General features: G+C 54.8%; 7 protein-coding genes, 4 tRNA genes, 5 rRNA genes and 1 pseudogene. 12 read left to right on the top strand and 5 right to left on the bottom strand.

The window, feature by feature from the left end; all coding sequences use genetic code 11:
- Window positions 1-158 precede the first annotated feature (158 nt).
- On the top strand, window positions 159-524 hold the full coding sequence (locus tag IV454_RS06000; protein ID WP_206090724.1) for a hypothetical protein: 366 nt from the start codon (window positions 159-161) through the stop codon (window positions 522-524).
- A 38-nt stretch (window positions 525-562) separates the two neighbouring features.
- Here the strand turns inward: IV454_RS06000 and IV454_RS05995 are convergent.
- Window positions 563-1,922 (bottom strand): annotated as a pseudogene (locus IV454_RS05995) (DHA2 family efflux MFS transporter permease subunit).
- A 494-nt stretch (window positions 1,923-2,416) separates the two neighbouring features.
- Here IV454_RS05995 and IV454_RS05990 point away from each other — a divergent pair.
- Window positions 2,417-3,163: an SDR family oxidoreductase gene (locus IV454_RS05990; protein ID WP_206090723.1), complete on the top strand. Its 747-nt coding sequence runs from the start codon at window positions 2,417-2,419 to the stop codon at window positions 3,161-3,163.
- Window positions 3,164-3,409: 246 nt separating this feature from the next.
- Here IV454_RS05990 and IV454_RS32730 read toward each other — a convergent pair whose 3' ends face one another.
- Window positions 3,410-3,565, bottom strand: coding sequence for a hypothetical protein (locus IV454_RS32730; protein WP_229522087.1), 156 nt, complete (start codon window positions 3,563-3,565; stop codon window positions 3,410-3,412).
- 65 nt (window positions 3,566-3,630) lie between these two features.
- A complete protein-coding gene (locus IV454_RS32725) occupies window positions 3,631-3,900 on the bottom strand; it encodes a DUF6328 family protein (protein WP_229522086.1) in 270 nt (89 codons plus the stop codon).
- Window positions 3,901-4,081: 181 nt separating this feature from the next.
- On the opposite strand from IV454_RS32725, the gene IV454_RS05980 reads away from it, so the two are divergent.
- The 6 genes from IV454_RS05980 (at window position 4,082) to rrf (ending at window position 12,056) form a co-directional block, all read left to right on the top strand.
- A complete protein-coding gene (locus tag IV454_RS05980) occupies window positions 4,082-6,517 on the top strand; it encodes a penicillin acylase family protein (RefSeq protein WP_206090722.1) in 2,436 nt (811 codons plus the stop codon).
- Between the two features lie 392 nt (window positions 6,518-6,909).
- Window positions 6,910-8,440, top strand: a 16S ribosomal RNA gene (locus IV454_RS05975).
- A gap of 77 nt (window positions 8,441-8,517) precedes the next feature.
- Window positions 8,518-8,594: transfer RNA gene (locus IV454_RS05970), tRNA-Ile, on the top strand.
- Window positions 8,595-8,614: 20 nt separating this feature from the next.
- Window positions 8,615-8,690, top strand: a tRNA-Ala gene (locus IV454_RS05965).
- A gap of 230 nt (window positions 8,691-8,920) precedes the next feature.
- Window positions 8,921-11,795, top strand: a 23S ribosomal RNA gene (locus tag IV454_RS05960).
- 148 nt (window positions 11,796-11,943) lie between these two features.
- Window positions 11,944-12,056: ribosomal RNA gene (gene rrf, locus IV454_RS05955) — 5S ribosomal RNA — on the top strand.
- Together the 16S, 23S and 5S rRNA genes with 2 tRNA genes alongside form the textbook arrangement of a ribosomal RNA operon.
- A 122-nt stretch (window positions 12,057-12,178) precedes the next feature.
- Here rrf and IV454_RS05950 read toward each other — a convergent pair.
- Entirely contained in the window at window positions 12,179-12,520 is a 342-nt protein-coding gene (locus IV454_RS05950; protein ID WP_206090721.1) for a hypothetical protein, read from the bottom strand.
- Window positions 12,521-12,786: 266 nt separating this feature from the next.
- Entirely contained in the window at window positions 12,787-14,046 is a 1,260-nt protein-coding gene (locus IV454_RS05945; protein ID WP_206090720.1) for a GGDEF domain-containing protein, read from the bottom strand.
- Between the two features lie 688 nt (window positions 14,047-14,734).
- Between IV454_RS05945 and IV454_RS05940 the strand changes: the two genes are divergently transcribed.
- The 4 genes from IV454_RS05940 to IV454_RS05925 all read left to right on the top strand — a co-directional run bounded on the left by IV454_RS05940 (window position 14,735) and on the right by IV454_RS05925 (window position 19,652).
- Window positions 14,735-16,265: ribosomal RNA gene (locus IV454_RS05940) — 16S ribosomal RNA — on the top strand.
- 91 nt (window positions 16,266-16,356) lie between these two features.
- A tRNA-Ile gene (locus IV454_RS05935) sits at window positions 16,357-16,433 on the top strand.
- A gap of 22 nt (window positions 16,434-16,455) precedes the next feature.
- Window positions 16,456-16,531 (top strand) — tRNA-Ala (locus tag IV454_RS05930).
- A gap of 245 nt (window positions 16,532-16,776) precedes the next feature.
- A 23S ribosomal RNA gene (locus IV454_RS05925) occupies window positions 16,777-19,652 on the top strand.
- The last annotated feature ends 55 nt before the right edge of the window (window positions 19,653-19,707 follow it).

Here is a 19,707-nt window from a genome sequence, read left to right as displayed (position 1 = left end):
GCCCCATCAGCCAAGCGCGCTCAATCGCGTTTTGTGCAGGTGGGGTTTTTTTTCGTCCGCCAAAATTCCTTAATAGAATTCTGATGAATTTCGATGACATTCCGCTGGAAAGCCTCTTTCGCGCCACCTAGCTTGCCGATCTGCCTCAGCTCATCGTCTTGAAAGTGGAAGTAATCGCCTACCTCCACGCTCTGTGGCGGCGACCGAAATCAAGTCCGCGCAATTCCTGGTCCTGTCTGGCACTGGTTTCTTATACCAGTGACGCAATTCCCGGCTGGATGCTCGCTCCCCTCTACAAAGTTGGCCGCCGCGATGCCTGGAGCCTGCCAGCGATCGAGTGCGGGGATCGCCACATACCCCTCGACCCGGGCTATCGGCGTTTTTCTTCGCACCCAAGCACGGAACAAATCGATGAATTGGTAACGGCACTCGAGTTTTTTAACCTCGGTATGCACACGGAAACGATCGAGTCGTGGTATGTCGTGCGCGATGGCGCAATGATGCCTCCCGCGCCCGACGCCTGAGCCGGGCGCTCAGGAAAAACTCCGCGCAACCGCCGTGATTAGCGCTGAAGCTGGAGCGCCGTACCGCGGCTGATGCTCTCTCCATCGTTCCGGTGCAAGCGCCAGAAAGTCAGTGACGATATCACCGTAATGATCGACAGCGTTGCAAAACCATGATGCAGCGCGCTGATGACCATCGTGCGGTCGGTTTGCGGCACATCGCCGAGGAACCACGCGGTGACAAGCGAACCGGCGGCCAGCCCGAAACTCATCGACAGCTGCTGGAATGAGCTCGACATCGTACTGGCCATGCTGGAATCCTGATCGTCCACATCGGCATACGCGAGTGAATTCATGCACGAGAACTGTAGCGAATTAAAGAATCCCTGAGTCAGCCCGAGCAGCACGATCAACACCAGCGGCGTGCCGGCGCCTATGAAGGAAAACAGGCCGATCGTCAAGCCGATGGACACTGTATTGACCACCAGGATCTGGCGATAGCCAAAGCGATGCAGCAGACGTTGCGACACCAGCTTCATCGCCATCGCCGCGACGGCGGCCGGCATCATCAGCAAGCCGGATTTCCACGCCGGAAAACCCAGCCCAACCTGGTACAGCAGTGGCAGCAGGAAGGGCATGCCGCCCAGCCCCAGCCGCGTCAGGAAACCGCCGACCACGGCGATGCGAAAGGTGCGGATGCGGAACAACGACAAGCGCAGCAGCGGGAACTTTCTGCCTCTTGCATACAAGGCATACGCGCCCAGCAAGCCCAGCGAGGCCCCCAGCATGGCTGCGGCGGTCACGGACGCCAGCGTGTGTTCGCCGAAAATTTCCAAGAACCACGACAGCATCGCGGTACCCGAGCTGAACAGGATCAGGGCCGACCACATCGAGCGGCCGCCGCTGTGCCGCGCGGTAGTCGGGCATGTAGCGAAATACCAGGAACAGTGCGACCAGGCCGACCGGCACATTGATGAAGAAAATGTAGCGCCACGACACCCAGTGCACGACCAGCCCGCCGACCGTCGGTCCCAGCAGCGGGCCGATCAGCGCCGGAATGATCACGAAATTCATCGCGCCCAGCAGCTCGGACTTGGGAAAGGTGCGGATGATGGCGAGGCGTCCGACCGGCATCATCATGGCGCCGCCGAGGCCTTGCAGCAAGCGGGCGGCGACCATCATCGGGGCGTTGACCGCCATGCCGCACAGTACCGATGCGATTGTGAAGACCACGATCGCCACCGCGAACACGCGGCGCGTGCCGAAGCGGTCGGCCATCCATCCGCTGACCGGAATGCCGACGGCCAGGCTGAGGATATAACTGGAGACGATGGATTTCAGGCTGAGCGGACTGACACCAAGGCTCGCCGCGATGCTCGGGACCGCCGTGTTGACGATGGTTGCATCGAGCTGTTCCATGAACAGCGCAGCGGCGACGACCCAGGGCAAATAGGTCTTGACGGAGGCTTGACTCAGAGCAGCCTCGCATCGGCATGTGGCGGGTTAACGGAAGATCGCGGCTGCGCGCATTCCTCGCGCCAGTCGATCTTGGTCTTCGCCGTCAAACCCATTCCCCGTCCCCAGACAATCTACCGGCAATGCTGCCGCTTTTTTTATTATAAATTCTCCCGATGCGGTGAGCATCGGCCGCGCGCGCGTCATCGCCGGAGGCCCGGACCGACATGCACGTCGACGAATATTACACCTAACGAAAGCATCGAATATTTCTTTTTCTCATCAGCCAAAGGCACGCGGATGAAAGTGGGACCGGCGTGTTCCCGGCCATGTCGCGTATGTGCCGCGGTGCCCTGTACGCCTTGTAGAAATAGGCAATCAGCCGAGAGTCCTGTGTATTTCCGTGCGTGCCAGGGGTTTGTAAGATGCGTCACCTGTCCGACGTTCAAGGAAAATACATGTCCAGCCACCACCATCCTCACCAGAAAGTTGTCCTCATCACTGGCGCCAGCAGCGGCATCGGCGCCGCCACCGCGCGCTTGCTCGGGCGCCACGGTTACCGTCTCGTGCTCGGCGCCCGCCGCGCCGACCGCCTGACTGCCCTGGTCGCCGAGATCCGCAACGAAGGCGGTGCAGCCGAAAGTTTCGCCATGGATGTGCGGCGCCTGGAAGACGTGCAAGACTTCGTGGCGTTCGCGCTCGATGTGTACAAGCGCGTCGACGTGCTCGTCAACAATGCCGGGGTGATGCCCTTGTCCAGGCTCGATGCGCTCAAGGTCGACGAATGGAATCACATGATCGACGTGAACATCCGCGGCGTCCTGCACGGCATCGCGGCCGCCCTGCCGTTGATGCAGCAACAGCGCTCGGGCCAGTTCATTAATCTCTCATCGATTGGCGGCCATGCCGTCAGTCCCACGGCCGCCGTGTATTGCGCGACCAAGTTCGCAGTGGGGGCCCTGTCGGAAGGCTTGCGCCAGGAAGTGGGCGGCGACATCCGGGTGACCGTCATCTCGCCGGGCGTGACCGAATCGGAGCTGGCGGAAACGATTTCCGATCCGCTTGCGCGCGAAGCCATGCGCGACTTCCGGCGCATTGCGATCGCCCCAGCGGCCATCGCCAGTGCCATCCGCTTCGCCATCGACCAGCCGGCTGACGTGGACGTGAGCGAAATCATCGTGCGTCCGACCGCCAGTCCGTACTGAGTCCCGGCGGCCTTGCGGCACAGCGCTGGCTGCGCGGGCGGGCGTGTCATGGCGCGTTCAATCGCGACCGATGCCGTCGCTGCAGCCAGGCCGGTGCTACCCGCTCAGGCAATGCCCGCCGCGTGCAGCCAGGCCAGTGCTATCTGCCCAAGCAGTGCCGCCGCGTGTAGGCAAGCCGGCGACTTCCGCTCAAACCATGCCGTCATCGCGCAAGCGTAGGCTTGACTGTCCTCCCTGCCGTGCGCGCTAGCGATGCCCGGCGTTATTCCGGTGCGAGCGGCAGCGCCTGCGCTCGTACCAGGGGAATGCGAACCACAGGCCACTCAGCAAGGCCAGGGTCAACAGCGCGCCGGCCACGCTGGCCGACAAGCCGCGCGGGGTCACAAAGATGACCGTGAACATATCGAGCGCAAGCCCGCACTCGAGAGGCGCGAGGGCGCACCGGAGCAGCCACGACGAACGCGCGATCATCCGGTTGCGACACATTGGCCGGGCCCCACAACACGGTAGTACACGGCCGGCGTCATCACCAGCGCGACGGCGATGATCACCATGCCCAGCCCGACGAGGTGGCACAAGGTCGCGTACGAGGGCAGTCCGGCAAAGCGGTCATTGAAGACGGCAATGGTCTGAAAGCCAAACAGTGCTTGCACGCCCGGAAGAATCACGCGTGCTTCTTCGATGATGTTACGCATCTCCTCATGCAATCCATTGTGTTCGATAAGCAGCTTGTCCATGCCTGAGCAGTACGCCCAAATGCGCACCCATTCAACCGCACACAATTGAGGCGACCGAACACGACTCGCCGCGCTGCATGGCACAGCTTTCTTTTATTGACTCCACTCAATACGCCCCAGGCGGGCGTTCGTACGATTGCCTGTCGGTCACCCTGGCCGGCGACAGTCAAAGGGAGTCACTATGAGACGTGCATTTTCGGATTTAGTTCGGCAGAATCGGAAGGTTTGGCCTGCGCTGGCGGCATGCCTGGCCGGGCTCGCCATGGGCGGCTGCGGACGCGGCGACCAGGCACCTGAAAGTCGGACGGTCGTCCGTTCCCAGTTTCGCGCCGAGCTGGCGCGCACGTCGCACGGCATCGCTCATGTACGCGCAAGTGATTTCCGCGGCATCGGCTACGGCTTGGCCTTTGCCTATGCCCAGGATAATGTCTGCATGTTCGCCGATACCATCCTCACGGTGCGCGGCGAGCGCGCGCGGTTCTTCGGCGCCGATAAATCGGCAACGCCGGCGCGTAACGGCGAGTATGGCGCCGACAGCGATTTCATGAAGCTCAACAACGAGGACAGCGACTTCTTCTTCAAAGGCTATCTCGATGCGGAGCAGTTAAAGGCAGGATATGCGGCCGGCAGCCAGGAGGCCCGCGATTTGCTGACCGGTTACGCGGCCGGCTATAACCGTTATCTCAAGGAGTACGCCGGCCGCTATCCCGCCGCATGCAACAAGGCGCCGTGGGTCAGGCCGATTACGTACGACGACATGATGCTGGTGCTCGCCGAGAAGGCGCTGCACGCGTCCGGCCAGGTATTCGCGCGGGAGATCGTCGATGGCGCGCGGGATAGCGCCGCGCGGGATAGCGCCGTTGCGCCCGCGGACAAGCCCGAGGTGATTGGGGTCAGCGATATCGGATTTCTCGAGCGCAGGCTTGAACGCCTGACCAGGGAGCAACTGGGAAGTAATGGACTGGCACTTGGCAAGGAGGTGACAGCGAGCGGGCGTGGCATCCTGCTCGGCAATCCGCATTATCCCTGGACCAGCACCGACCGCTTTTATCAGGCGCACCTGACCATTCCGGGGCGGTACGACGCGATGGGGGCCATCCTGGGTGGCATTCCCATGATCGTCATCGGCTTTAACAAGGATGTGGCGTGGACGCATACCGTTACGCGCGCGGTCCATTTCACGACCTTCAGACTGGCGCTCGATACGCGTGATCCGAGCGGCACGACGTATCTGTACGATGGCTCTCCGGTCAAAATGAGTTCCAAAACGGTGAGCGTGGACAGCCTGCGGCCCGATGGCAGCATGGGCCGGCGCAGCAAGACCTTTTATTTTACGAAGCAGGGCGCGGTGCTGGTGAAGCCGGATGCGGGTATTACCTGGTCGTCAAATGTTGTGCATGTGCTGGGCGATGCGAATCGCCACAATACGCGTCTGATCGAACAATGGATCGGCATAGGAAGCGCTAAAAATGTCGGCGAGATCAAGGCTTCGCTCGACCGGATTGTCGGCCCGCCGTGGGTGAATACGATGGCGGCGGACCGCGATGGCAATGTCCTGTATGCGGATGCGAGTGTCGTGCCCGATGTGGGTGCGGAGATGTTCGCGTCCGATTGTTTCGTGCTGCCGCAGCTATTGATGTTCGACGGCTCGCGCCGGGCCTGCGCGTGGGGCGAGGATCCTCGGGCGCCTGCGGGTGTATTCTCGCCGGCCCAGGCGCCGTGGATGACGCGCACCGATTATGTCGGCAATTCCAATGACAGTTACTGGCTCACGACGCCGCGCGCTTTGCTCACCGGGCCGGCGCCCTTCGGCTACTCGCCACTGTACGGGCAGACCGGGGTGGCGCAGATGCTGCGCACGCGTATCGGATTCAGGCAGCTTGAAGATGCCCTGGCACATAACGGGCGGCTGGGGATGGGCGACGTCCAGGAGCTGGCGTTTGCCAATCGCGTGTATGCGGCCGAATTGATGCTCCCGGAATTTCTGCCACTGTGCGGCGCTTCCGTCGACGCTATTGTGGCGCAAGCATGTCGGGTATTGAGCGCTTGGGACAGGCATGCCGACCTCGATAGCCGGGGGGCGGTCCTGTTTCGCGAGTTCTGGAACCGGGCGTCGCTTATTCCGGACAAATGGGCTGTCCCGCTGGACCCGGCAGACCCGGTGAATACGCCGCGCGGACTGGCTCCGGCTGCAGGACCCGCTATGCTGGCCGCCTTGAAAGTAGCCGCGCAGCAGATGTACGCATTGAGCGTTCCGCTCGATGGGCGCTTGGCCGATTACCAGAGCGACACGCGCAATGGCATACGCGTACCGCTGCATGGAGCGATCGGCGATATCGATGGCTCCTACAATTCCATTCATCTGGAGACGCCGCTGCAGGCGGATGGCTATCACCAGGTCGTATGGGGTACCAGCTATGTACAAACCGTGACGTTCGATGAGGCCGGGCCGGTGGCGCACGCGATGCTTTTGTATGGGCAGTCGGTCGATCCGGCGTCGCCCTACCATGTCGACCAGTTGCCCTTGTATTCGCAGAAAATCTGGCCGCTGTTGCCATTTACGCCAGGCAGGATGCGGGCCGATCCACGTTACTCGGTAACGACATTATCAGAATAGGCCTTGCCACTACGGGGAGGCTTTGCTATAGTTCGCCTCCCCGCTGAAACGCTAGCGAAATCAAGTAGTTGCAGGACAGATCCGGGGCGTTTCGAAAGAAGCGGAGTAAGAAAAAGGGGTTGACGAGAAACGCGAAACGCTGCATAATCTCACCTCTCTGCTGCAACGAACACAACGCTTCGTAGCAAACGGCAGAAGTAATACAGAATAAGTTCTTTAACAATTAACAGTCGATAAGTGTGGGCGTTTGATGAAGGTGCCAACAGAGCGTAAGCGATGTTGAATACTTAAATTATCAAATGTTCACAAAAAAGAAATTAGGCGCTTCGCAAGAAGTGGCCTGTCAGTATTTTGAGTGAGCGATCTGTCCGCAAGGACATTAAACAGAGATTGAACTGAAGAGTTTGATCCTGGCTCAGATTGAACGCTGGCGGCATGCCTTACACATGCAAGTCGAACGGCAGCGCGGGGCAACCTGGCGGCGAGTGGCGAACGGGTGAGTAATATATCGGAACGTACCCTGGAGTGGGGGATAACGTAGCGAAAGTTACGCTAATACCGCATACGATCTAAGGATGAAAGTGGGGGATGCGCAAGCACCTCATGCTCCTGGAGCGGCCGATATCTGATTAGCTAGTTGGTGGGGTAAAGGCCTACCAAGGCATCGATCAGTAGCTGGTCTGAGAGGACGACCAGCCACACTGGAACTGAGACACGGTCCAGACTCCTACGGGAGGCAGCAGTGGGGAATTTTGGACAATGGGCGAAAGCCTGATCCAGCAATGCCGCGTGAGTGAAGAAGGCCTTCGGGTTGTAAAGCTCTTTTGTCAGGGAAGAAACGGTGAGGGCTAATATCTCTTGCTAATGACGGTACCTGAAGAATAAGCACCGGCTAACTACGTGCCAGCAGCCGCGGTAATACGTAGGGTGCAAGCGTTAATCGGAATTACTGGGCGTAAAGCGTGCGCAGGCGGTTTTGTAAGTCTGTCGTGAAATCCCCGGGCTCAACCTGGGAATTGCGATGGAGACTGCAAGGCTAGAATCTGGCAGAGGGGGGTAGAATTCCACGTGTAGCAGTGAAATGCGTAGAGATGTGGAGGAACACCGATGGCGAAGGCAGCCCCCTGGGTCAAGATTGACGCTCATGCACGAAAGCGTGGGGAGCAAACAGGATTAGATACCCTGGTAGTCCACGCCCTAAACGATGTCTACTAGTTGTCGGGTTTTAATTAACTTGGTAACGCAGCTAACGCGTGAAGTAGACCGCCTGGGGAGTACGGTCGCAAGATTAAAACTCAAAGGAATTGACGGGGACCCGCACAAGCGGTGGATGATGTGGATTAATTCGATGCAACGCGAAAAACCTTACCTACCCTTGACATGTACGGAAGCCACGAGAGATCGAGGTGTGCTCGAAAGAGAACCGTAACACAGGTGCTGCATGGCTGTCGTCAGCTCGTGTCGTGAGATGTTGGGTTAAGTCCCGCAACGAGCGCAACCCTTGTCATTAGTTGCTACGAAAGAGCACTCTAATGAGACTGCCGGTGACAAACCGGAGGAAGGTGGGGATGACGTCAAGTCCTCATGGCCCTTATGGGTAGGGCTTCACACGTCATACAATGGTACATACAGAGGGCCGCCAACCCGCGAGGGGGAGCTAATCCCAGAAAGTGTATCGTAGTCCGGATTGTAGTCTGCAACTCGACTACATGAAGTTGGAATCGCTAGTAATCGCGGATCAGCATGTCGCGGTGAATACGTTCCCGGGTCTTGTACACACCGCCCGTCACACCATGGGAGCGGGTTTTACCAGAAGTAGGTAGCTTAACCGCAAGGGGGGCGCTTACCACGGTAGGATTCGTGACTGGGGTGAAGTCGTAACAAGGTAGCCGTATCGGAAGGTGCGGCTGGATCACCTCCTTTCTAGAGTTGCACCGGCTATAGAGCCAATTCATTAAGCGTCCACTCTTATCGACTGTTGAACAAGAAGAACAGCATTTGGGGCTGTAGCTCAGCTGGTTAGAGCACCGTGTTGATAACGCGGGGGTCGTTGGTTCGAGTCCAACCAGCCCTACCAGTCTTACAAGTCGTATCTCAGGGGGATTAGCTCAGCTGGGAGAGCACCTGCTTTGCAAGCAGGGGGTCGTCGGTTCGATCCCGTCATCCTCCACCAAAAGTTCAAATGTAAGTCGCGCAGTTGGTTTGCGTTGGATTTAGGTTTGGTCTTTTAGAGATTAAATGCTGTTTTGTTCTTTAACAATCTGGAAGAAGTAAAGTTTTAATCGAATCGCCGACAGGCGGTTCGATGGGTAGTGATTGTATGTATCAAAACAAAGCAACAACGCTGTACTTTCTTATCTCTGTAACGCTCTTTGATCTTTGGATCAGAGGCTAACGTTATAGGGACAAGCGAATAAGTGCACATGGTGGATGCCTTGGCGATTACAGGCGATGAAGGACGTAGTAGCTTGCGATAAGCTGCGGGGAGCTAGCAAACAAGCTTTGATCCGCAGATTTCCGAATGGGGAAACCCGGCCTTTTAGGTCATTGCATACTGAATACATAGGTATGCAAAGCGAACGCGGCGAACTGAAACATCTAAGTAGCTGCAGGAAAATAAATCAACCGAGATTCCCAAAGTAGTGGCGAGCGAAATGGGATGAGCCTGCACGTTTTAGCATGACGGATAGTAGAAACCACTGGAAATTGGTGCCATAGAGGGTGATAGCCCCTTATACGAAATTCGATGTGTGGAACTAAGCGTGCGACAAGTAGGGCGGGACACGAGAAATCCTGTCTGAATATGGGGGGACCATCCTCCAAGGCTAAATACTCGTAATCGACCGATAGTGAACCAGTACCGTGAGGGAAAGGCGAAAAGAACCCCGGAAGGGGAGTGAAATAGATCCTGAAACCGTGTGCATACAAACAGTAGGAGCGGACTTGTTCCGTGACTGCGTACCTTTTGTATAATGGGTCAGCGACTTACATTCAGTGGCAAGGTTAACCGTATAGGGAAGCCGTAGAGAAATCGAGTCCGAACAGGGCGACAGTCGCTGGGTGTAGACCCGAAACCAAGTGATCTACTCATGGCCAGGATGAAGGTGCGGTAACACGCCCTGGAGGTCCGAACCCACTAATGTTGAAAAATTAGGGGATGAGCTGTGGGTAGGGGTGAAAGGCTAAACAAACTTGGAAATAGCTGGTTCTCTCCGAAAACTATTTAGGTAGTGCCTCAAGTATCACCATCGGGGGTAGAGCACTGTTATGGCTAGGGGTTCATTGCGAATTACCAAACCATTGCAAACTCCGAATACCGATGAGTGCGAGCTTGGGAGACAGACGTCGGGTGCTAACGTCCGGCGTCAAGAGGGAAACAACCCAGACCGCCAGCTAAGGTCCCAAAGATTGGCTAAGTGGAAAACGAAGTGGGAAGGCTAAAACAGTCAGGATGTTGGCTTAGAAGCAGCCATCATTTAAAGAAAGCGTAATAGCTCACTGATCGAGTCGTCCTGCGCGGAAGATGTAACGGGGCTAAGCCAGTCACCGAAGCTGCGGATATATGCTTGCATATATGGTAGGAGAGCGTTCTGTAAGCCTGCGAAGGTGTCTTGTAAAGGATGCTGGAGGTATCAGAAGTGCGAATGCTGACATGAGTAGCGATAATGGGAGTGAAAAGCTCCCACGCCGTAAGCCCAAGGTTTCCTGTTCAACGTTCATCGGAGCAGGGTGAGTCGGCCCCTAAGGCGAGGCAGAGATGCGTAGCTGATGGGAAGCAGGTTAATATTCCTGCACCGTCGTATGATGCGATGGGGGGACGGATCGCGGAAGGTTGTCCAACGGTTGGAAGTGTTGGTTTTTGACTCATAGAAGGTGCTTAGGCAAATCCGGGCACGTAATTCAAGGGGTTGAGACGAGGAACTTAGGTTCTGAAGCAATCGGAAGTGGTTCCAAGAAAAGCCTCTAAGCTTCAGTCATACGAGACCGTACCGCAAACCGACACAGGTGGGCGAGATGAGTATTCTAAGGCGCTTGAGAGAACTCGGGAGAAGGAACTCGGCAAATTGGTACCGTAACTTCGGGAAAAGGTACGCCCCGGTAGCTTGACTGGTTTACTCCAGAAGGGTGAAAGGGTTGCAATAAACTGGTGGCTGCGACTGTTTAATAAAAACACAGCACTCTGCAAACACGAAAGTGGACGTATAGGGTGTGACGCCTGCCCGGTGCTGGAAGATTAAATGATGGGGTGCAAGCTCTTGATTGAAGTCCCAGTAAACGGCGGCCGTAACTATAACGGTCCTAAGGTAGCGAAATTCCTTGTCGGGTAAGTTCCGACCTGCACGAATGGCGTAACGATGGCCACACTGTCTCCTCCCGAGACTCAGCGAAGTTGAAATGTTTGTGATGATGCAATCTACCCGCGGCTAGACGGAAAGACCCCATGAACCTTTACTGTAGCTTTGCATTGGACTTTGAACCAATCTGTGTAGGATAGGTGGGAGGCTTTGAAGCGGGGACGCCAGTCTTCGTGGAGCCATCCTTGAAATACCACCCTGGTTTGTTTGAGGTTCTAACCTTGGTCCGTTATCCGGATCGGGGACAGTGCATGGTAGGCAGTTTGACTGGGGCGGTCTCCTCCTAAAGTGTAACGGAGGAGTTCGAAGGTACGCTAGATACGGTCGGACATCGTGTTGATAGTGCAATGGCATAAGCGTGCTTAACTGCGAGACTGACAAGTCGAGCAGGTACGAAAGTAGGACATAGTGATCCGGTGGTTCTGTATGGAAGGGCCATCGCTCAACGGATAAAAGGTACTCTGGGGATAACAGGCTGATTCCTCCCAAGAGTTCATATCGACGGGGGAGTTTGGCACCTCGATGTCGGCTCATCACATCCTGGGGCTGTAGCCGGTCCCAAGGGTATGGCTGTTCGCCATTTAAAGTGGTACGTGAGCTGGGTTTAAAACGTCGTGAGACAGTTTGGTCCCTATCTGCCGTGGGCGTTGGAAATTTGAAGGGGGCTGCTCCTAGTACGAGAGGACCGGAGTGGACAGACCTCTGGTGTACCGGTTGTCACGCCAGTGGCATTGCCGGGTAGCTAAGTCTGGAAGAGATAACCGCTGAAAGCATCTAAGCGGGAAACTTGCCTTGAGATGAGATTTCCCAGAGCCTTGAGCTCTTTAAAGGGTCGTTCGAGACCAGGACGTTGATAGGTCAGGTGTGGAAGTGCAGTAATGCATTAAGCTAACTGATACTAATTGCCCGTACGGCTTGTCCCTATAACCTTAGCAGGTACAGAGATAAGAAATGCGCGTTGTGTTTTGTGCGATATGCACAGTCACTACCCAAGTAATACAATAAAACGATACTTCTTCCAGATTCAAGCTAGTGCTGCCCGATCGGGAGCACCAAGCTGTACAAGTTATGCCTGATGACCATAGTAAATCGGTACCACCCCTTCCCATCCCGAACAGGACCGTGAAACGATTTTACGCCGATGATAGTGCTGCAACCAGTGTGAAAGTAGGTTATCGTCAGGCTAGTTATAAGAGAGAAACCCCGTTGGCCTTTGTGCCGATGGGGTTTTTTTTCGTCCGCATATTTGCCTGAGCGTTTTATTCCCAAGTGAGGGCAAATCGCCTGGGGCCGCAATCGCCCATTGTTATTTCAAGACAGTCAGCTGCTTTACAATTTCCAGACGGTCATCGTTGCCTGGTCCTGGTACGCGGCCGCGGTTGCGTTCAATCTTGTATTCCAGTATCACTTTACTGCCCTTGAATTTCTTTTTTAGAAAATAGCCTTGGTTTGGGTCATCGCTTTCGCCGACGACTTGTTCGCATTCCTTCTTCACGCACCAAGCCGTGACTTCCGTGCCATTCGCGGCACGAACCGTCACATATGACGAGTCGCCGCCGCCGGCGGTAATCAGTGTTCCAGAAATGGTCGTTGCGAGCGCTAGCTGAGGCAGGGCCAAGGCAGCAGCGAAGAGATAGTGACGTTTCATTCGATTCCTTCTTGATAAAATGGCGCAGCGGCCGGATCTCGTCACCAGTGCGAATGTCGCGAAAATCGCCGGCGCTACTGGTGGCGCTTGGCCAGCATTCTCACGAGATGCTGGGGTCGCATGGAGTCAGGCTCCGCATTATTGCACCATCGAGCCGCTGAAATAAGGTGCCTCGCCCAGGTTAGTTCAAACTCGCCTGCAAAGTAGCTTCCATTCGGGTCCCCGCTGATCTCGAAATAATTGGATGCGGCTTGGCGGTGGCGGGCTCAAGCAACCCGCACGCAGTTCCTGCCGTTCGATTTGGCTTGGTAAAGAGCACCGTCGGCGCGCTTGATCGCTTCGCCAATGACCTCTCCAGGTTGGAGGGCGGTCACTCCGAAAGACGCGGTAATCCGAAGGCCGCCCGGCCAGATCTGAGAATTCAATCCTTCGCGCAGCTTCTCTGCCAACAAATGAGCATCGCTCGCCTTGGTGCCGGAGCATATGATCAAGAATTCTTCCCCTCCCCAACGCGCCAGTTTGTCGCTCGCGCGAATCCCATGTTGTATCGCAGCAGCGAAAGCGCATAACACGTCGTCGCCGACGCCATGGCCATGGGTATCGTTCACCTTTTTAAAGTGGTCGATATCCACAAAAATCACCGCGAACAGCTCATGTGACGAATCGGGATGCTGCCATCGTTCCATCAACGCAGCGCGCAAGCCCTCCCGGTTCAAAACCTGGGTGAGAGGATCGGAGTAGGCCTGGCCGGCCAGTTCGCGTGTTTCCAGCTCCAGGGCTTCATTCACCTTGCTAAGTAAGGCGAGCCGCGTCGTGCTATTGGTGAGCTGCGATCGGGAATGACGGAGGGCCAAGCCCAGCCACACCACGGCACAGCCGATCCACATTCCCATCAATATCAGAAGCAAGCGGTTCTGGCTGATGAGCTTTCCGTGGAATTTGAGCGATCTTAACTCGACGCGATGGTGTCCCGCAGTATCACGGGCGCCGATCGATAAGTCGACTGACGTGACGTTATCGATACGCATATCCGCGTGCAGGAACGGAACGTGGCGCATATCGGTCCACCACGGTGCGGCGCGCAGGACCTTCACAGGTATTTTGACGATGCCTTTCGCAGGGACGATAACGTGGACCTCGTTTACCTTCTGCGACATGTAGTCGTCCAATGTCGACATGCCAGGCTCAAAATTGCGGAGAAATATCCGTACGGTATGGTCGCCCGGGCCGTCGTACGATATATCGAAGCTGATGGAGTCGAATTCCGACAGATCGACGCCAAATTCGTTTTTGCTCAGAATAAAAAGGAAGCGGCAGTATGGCCATTCGAACTTAAGGCGCAGGTCGCAGTCCATGATGAGCGCATCGGGGCGTCGCGTGAGCCTTGCGACACTGCCGCCTTGTTGCAGACGGTCGTCCACAAGCTCCACCGGCCGCCCGCTGGCGGCGGAGAACTCCATAATCCTTTCCATCCCAAAATGTTGCCAGATGAGCAGCGCTGCAGTCAGCACGATCAATCCGATCACGAGCGTTTCCATACGCGGGAGGGCACGAGAAGGAAATTTCATGTTTAAGAGGCAGTTTGCTATGAAGTCGTCGGGGCGGATGAGACACCGCGCGTAATTACAGGGTAACGATGTAATTTCTTTAGCGCAATACATGCCGGTATCGCGCGTAGGTTTTGCACACATTCCCTGTGATCAATTGGCTCGTATGACTTGCGGCGCTTGCCCTGGCTGAAGTGGGGAGGGAGCTGGCTTGCCCTCCAGGCGATGTCGATAACGACACAGTGTCGCCACGAGCTAAAGTAAATGCCATGGGCACCTTGTCAAACTCAAGAGCCTTTGCTATAGTTCGCCTCCCCGCTGATTCAGTAGCGAAATCAAGTAGTTGCAGGACAGATCAGGGGCGTTTCGAAAGAAGCGAAGTAACAAAAAGGGGTTGACGAGAAACGCGAAACGCTGCATAATCTCACCTCTCTGCTGCAACGAACACAACGCTTCGTAGCAAACGGCAGAAGTAATACAGAATAAGTTCTTTAACAATTAACAGTCGATAAGTGTGGGCGTTTGATGAAGGTGCCAACAGAGCGTAAGCGATGTTGAATACTTAAATTATCAAATGTTCACAAAAAAGAAATTAGGCGCTTCGCAAGAAGTGGCCTGTCAGTATTTTGAGTGAGCGATCTGTCCGCAAGGACATTAAACAGAGATTGAACTGAAGAGTTTGATCCTGGCTCAGATTGAACGCTGGCGGCATGCCTTACACATGCAAGTCGAACGGCAGCGCGGGGCAACCTGGCGGCGAGTGGCGAACGGGTGAGTAATATATCGGAACGTACCCTGGAGTGGGGGATAACGTAGCGAAAGTTACGCTAATACCGCATACGATCTAAGGATGAAAGTGGGGGATTCGCAAGAACCTCATGCTCCTGGAGCGGCCGATATCTGATTAGCTAGTTGGTGGGGTAAAGGCCTACCAAGGCATCGATCAGTAGCTGGTCTGAGAGGACGACCAGCCACACTGGAACTGAGACACGGTCCAGACTCCTACGGGAGGCAGCAGTGGGGAATTTTGGACAATGGGCGAAAGCCTGATCCAGCAATGCCGCGTGAGTGAAGAAGGCCTTCGGGTTGTAAAGCTCTTTTGTCAGGGAAGAAACGGTGAGGGCTAATATCCCTTGCTAATGACGGTACCTGAAGAATAAGCACCGGCTAACTACGTGCCAGCAGCCGCGGTAATACGTAGGGTGCAAGCGTTAATCGGAATTACTGGGCGTAAAGCGTGCGCAGGCGGTTTTGTAAGTCTGTCGTGAAATCCCCGGGCTCAACCTGGGAATTGCGATGGAGACTGCAAGGCTAGAATCTGGCAGAGGGGGGTAGAATTCCACGTGTAGCAGTGAAATGCGTAGAGATGTGGAGGAACACCGATGGCGAAGGCAGCCCCCTGGGTCAAGATTGACGCTCATGCACGAAAGCGTGGGGAGCAAACAGGATTAGATACCCTGGTAGTCCACGCCCTAAACGATGTCTACTAGTTGTCGGGTTTTAATTAACTTGGTAACGCAGCTAACGCGTGAAGTAGACCGCCTGGGGAGTACGGTCGCAAGATTAAAACTCAAAGGAATTGACGGGGACCCGCACAAGCGGTGGATGATGTGGATTAATTCGATGCAACGCGAAAAACCTTACCTACCCTTGACATGTACGGAAGCCACGAGAGATCGAGGTGTGCTCGAAAGAGAACCGTAACACAGGTGCTGCATGGCTGTCGTCAGCTCGTGTCGTGAGATGTTGGGTTAAGTCCCGCAACGAGCGCAACCCTTGTCATTAGTTGCTACGAAAGAGCACTCTAATGAGACTGCCGGTGACAAACCGGAGGAAGGTGGGGATGACGTCAAGTCCTCATGGCCCTTATGGGTAGGGCTTCACACGTCATACAATGGTACATACAGAGGGCCGCCAACCCGCGAGGGGGAGCTAATCCCAGAAAGTGTATCGTAGTCCGGATTGTAGTCTGCAACTCGACTACATGAAGTTGGAATCGCTAGTAATCGCGGATCAGCATGTCGCGGTGAATACGTTCCCGGGTCTTGTACACACCGCCCGTCACACCATGGGAGCGGGTTTTACCAGAAGTAGGTAGCTTAACCGCAAGGGGGGCGCTTACCACGGTAGGATTCGTGACTGGGGTGAAGTCGTAACAAGGTAGCCGTATCGGAAGGTGCGGCTGGATCACCTCCTTTCTAGAGTTGCACCTGACTATAGAGTCAGTTCATTAAGCGTCCACTCTTATCGACTGTTGAATTTAGAAGAAACAGTAGCAGTGTCCAAGTCGGGGCTGTAGCTCAGCTGGTTAGAGCACCGTGTTGATAACGCGGGGGTCGTTGGTTCGAGTCCAACCAGCCCTACCAGTTATGTCTTTAGATATACCTTGGGGGATTAGCTCAGCTGGGAGAGCACCTGCTTTGCAAGCAGGGGGTCGTCGGTTCGATCCCGTCATCCTCCACCACTCTACTTAACTCTTGAAAGTACAAACGTAAGTCAGCGCAATTGGCGCCTGGGTTTAGGTTTGATCTTTCAGAGATTAAAAGCTGTTTCGTTCTTTAACAATCTGGAAGAAGTAAAGTTTTAATCGAATCGCCGACAGGCGGTTCGATGGGTAGTGATTGTATGTATCAAAACAAAGCAACAACGCTGTACTTTCTTATCTCTGTAACGCTCTTTGATCGTCAAGATCAGAGGCTAACGTTATAGGGACAAGCGAATAAGTGCACATGGTGGATGCCTTGGCGATTACAGGCGATGAAGGACGTAGTAGCTTGCGATAAGCTGCGGGGAGCTAGCAAACAAGCTTTGATCCGCAGATTTCCGAATGGGGAAACCCGGCCTTTACAGGTCATTGCATACTGAATACATAGGTATGCAAAGCGAACGCGGCGAACTGAAACATCTAAGTAGCTGCAGGAAAATAAATCAACCGAGATTCCCAAAGTAGTGGCGAGCGAAATGGGATGAGCCTGCACGTTTTAGCATGACGGATAGTAGAAACCACTGGAAATTGGTGCCATAGAGGGTGATAGCCCCTTATACGAAATTCGATGTGTGGAACTAAGCGTGCGACAAGTAGGGCGGGACACGAGAAATCCTGTCTGAATATGGGGGGACCATCCTCCAAGGCTAAATACTCGTAATCGACCGATAGTGAACCAGTACCGTGAGGGAAAGGCGAAAAGAACCCCGGAAGGGGAGTGAAATAGATCCTGAAACCGTGTGCATACAAACAGTAGGAGCGGACTTGTTCCGTGACTGCGTACCTTTTGTATAATGGGTCAGCGACTTACATTCAGTGGCAAGGTTAACCGTATAGGGAAGCCGTAGAGAAATCGAGTCCGAATAGGGCGACAGTCGCTGGGTGTAGACCCGAAACCAAGTGATCTACTCATGGCCAGGATGAAGGTGCGGTAACACGCCCTGGAGGTCCGAACCCACTAATGTTGAAAAATTAGGGGATGAGCTGTGGGTAGGGGTGAAAGGCTAAACAAACTTGGAAATAGCTGGTTCTCTCCGAAAACTATTTAGGTAGTGCCTCAAGTATCACCATCGGGGGTAGAGCACTGTTATGGCTAGGGGTTCATTGCGAATTACCAAACCATTGCAAACTCCGAATACCGATGAGTGCGAGCTTGGGAGACAGACGTCGGGTGCTAACGTCCGGCGTCAAGAGGGAAACAACCCAGACCGCCAGCTAAGGTCCCAAAGATTGGCTAAGTGGAAAACGAAGTGGGAAGGCTAAAACAGTCAGGATGTTGGCTTAGAAGCAGCCATCATTTAAAGAAAGCGTAATAGCTCACTGATCGAGTCGTCCTGCGCGGAAGATGTAACGGGGCTAAGCCAGTCACCGAAGCTGCGGATATATGCTTGCATATATGGTAGGAGAGCGTTCTGTAAGCCTGCGAAGGTGTCTTGTAAAGGATGCTGGAGGTATCAGAAGTGCGAATGCTGACATGAGTAGCGATAATGGGAGTGAAAAGCTCCCACGCCGTAAGCCCAAGGTTTCCTGTTCAACGTTCATCGGAGCAGGGTGAGTCGGCCCCTAAGGCGAGGCAGAGATGCGTAGCTGATGGGAAGCAGGTTAATATTCCTGCACCGTCGTATGATGCGATGGGGGGACGGATCGCGGAAGGTTGTCCAACGGTTGGAAGTGTTGGTTTTTGACTCATAGAAGGTGCTTAGGCAAATCCGGGCACGTAATTCAAGGGGTCGAGACGAGGAACTTAGGTTCTGAAGCAATCGGAAGTGGTTCCAAGAAAAGCCTCTAAGCTTCAGTCATACGAGACCGTACCGCAAACCGACACAGGTGGGCGAGATGAGTATTCTAAGGCGCTTGAGAGAACTCGGGAGAAGGAACTCGGCAAATTGGTACCGTAACTTCGGGAAAAGGTACGCCCCGGTAGCTTGATTGGTTTACTCCATGAGGGTGAAAGGGTTGCAATAAACTGGTGGCTGCGACTGTTTAATAAAAACACAGCACTCTGCAAACACGAAAGTGGACGTATAGGGTGTGACGCCTGCCCGGTGCTGGAAGATTAAATGATGGGGTGCAAGCTCTTGATTGAAGTCCCAGTAAACGGCGGCCGTAACTATAACGGTCCTAAGGTAGCGAAATTCCTTGTCGGGTAAGTTCCGACCTGCACGAATGGCGTAACGATGGCCACACTGTCTCCTCCCGAGACTCAGCGAAGTTGAAATGTTTGTGATGATGCAATCTACCCGCGGCTAGACGGAAAGACCCCATGAACCTTTACTGTAGCTTTGCATTGGACTTTGAACCAATCTGTGTAGGATAGGTGGGAGGCTTTGAAGCGGGGACGCCAGTCTTCGTGGAGCCATCCTTGAAATACCACCCTGGTTTGTTTGAGGTTCTAACCTTGGTCCGTTATCCGGATCGGGGACAGTGCATGGTAGGCAGTTTGACTGGGGCGGTCTCCTCCTAAAGTGTAACGGAGGAGTTCGAAGGTACGCTAGATACGGTCGGACATCGTGTTGATAGTGCAATGGCATAAGCGTGCTTAACTGCGAGACTGACAAGTCGAGCAGGTACGAAAGTAGGACATAGTGATCCGGTGGTTCTGTATGGAAGGGCCATCGCTCAACGGATAAAAGGTACTCTGGGGATAACAGGCTGATTCCTCCCAAGAGTTCATATCGACGGGGGAGTTTGGCACCTCGATGTCGGCTCATCACATCCTGGGGCTGTAGCCGGTCCCAAGGGTATGGCTGTTCGCCATTTAAAGTGGTACGTGAGCTGGGTTTAAAACGTCGTGAGACAGTTTGGTCCCTATCTGCCGTGGGCGTTGGAAATTTGAAGGGGGCTGCTCCTAGTACGAGAGGACCGGAGTGGACAGACCTCTGGTGTACCGGTTGTCACGCCAGTGGCATTGCCGGGTAGCTAAGTCTGGAAGAGATAACCGCTGAAAGCATCTAAGCGGGAAACTTGCCTTGAGATGAGATTTCCCAGAGCCTTGAGCTCTTTAAAGGGTCGTTCGAGACCAGGACGTTGATAGGTCAGGTGTGGAAGTGCAGTAATGCATTAAGCTAACTGATACTAATTGCCCGTACGGCTTGTCCCTATAACCTTAGCAGGTACAGAGATAAGAAATGCGCGTTGTGTTTTGTGTTGATACG

It is taken from the genome of Massilia antarctica (genome assembly GCF_015689335.1).
Classification (GTDB): Bacteria; Pseudomonadota; Gammaproteobacteria; order Burkholderiales; family Burkholderiaceae_D; genus Telluria_A; species Telluria_A antarctica.
Note: the sequence above shows the minus strand (reverse complement) of the source record. Positions and strands in the feature narration are given on the sequence as shown.

Bases quoted from the DNA above. Each gene is read 5' to 3' on its own strand.
- IV454_RS32730 (WP_229522087.1), bottom strand. From the start codon at position 3,565: ATGTTCACGGTCATCTTTGTGACCCCGCGCGGCTTGTCGGCCAGCGTG.
- IV454_RS05950 (WP_206090721.1), bottom strand. From the start codon at position 12,520: ATGAAACGTCACTATCTCTTCGCTGCTGCCTTGGCCCTGCCTCAGCTA.
- IV454_RS32725 (WP_229522086.1), bottom strand. From the start codon at position 3,900: ATGGACAAGCTGCTTATCGAACACAATGGATTGCATGAGGAGATGCGT.
- IV454_RS05990 (WP_206090723.1), top strand. From the start codon at position 2,417: ATGTCCAGCCACCACCATCCTCACCAGAAAGTTGTCCTCATCACTGGC.
- IV454_RS05980 (WP_206090722.1), top strand. From the start codon at position 4,082: ATGAGACGTGCATTTTCGGATTTAGTTCGGCAGAATCGGAAGGTTTGG.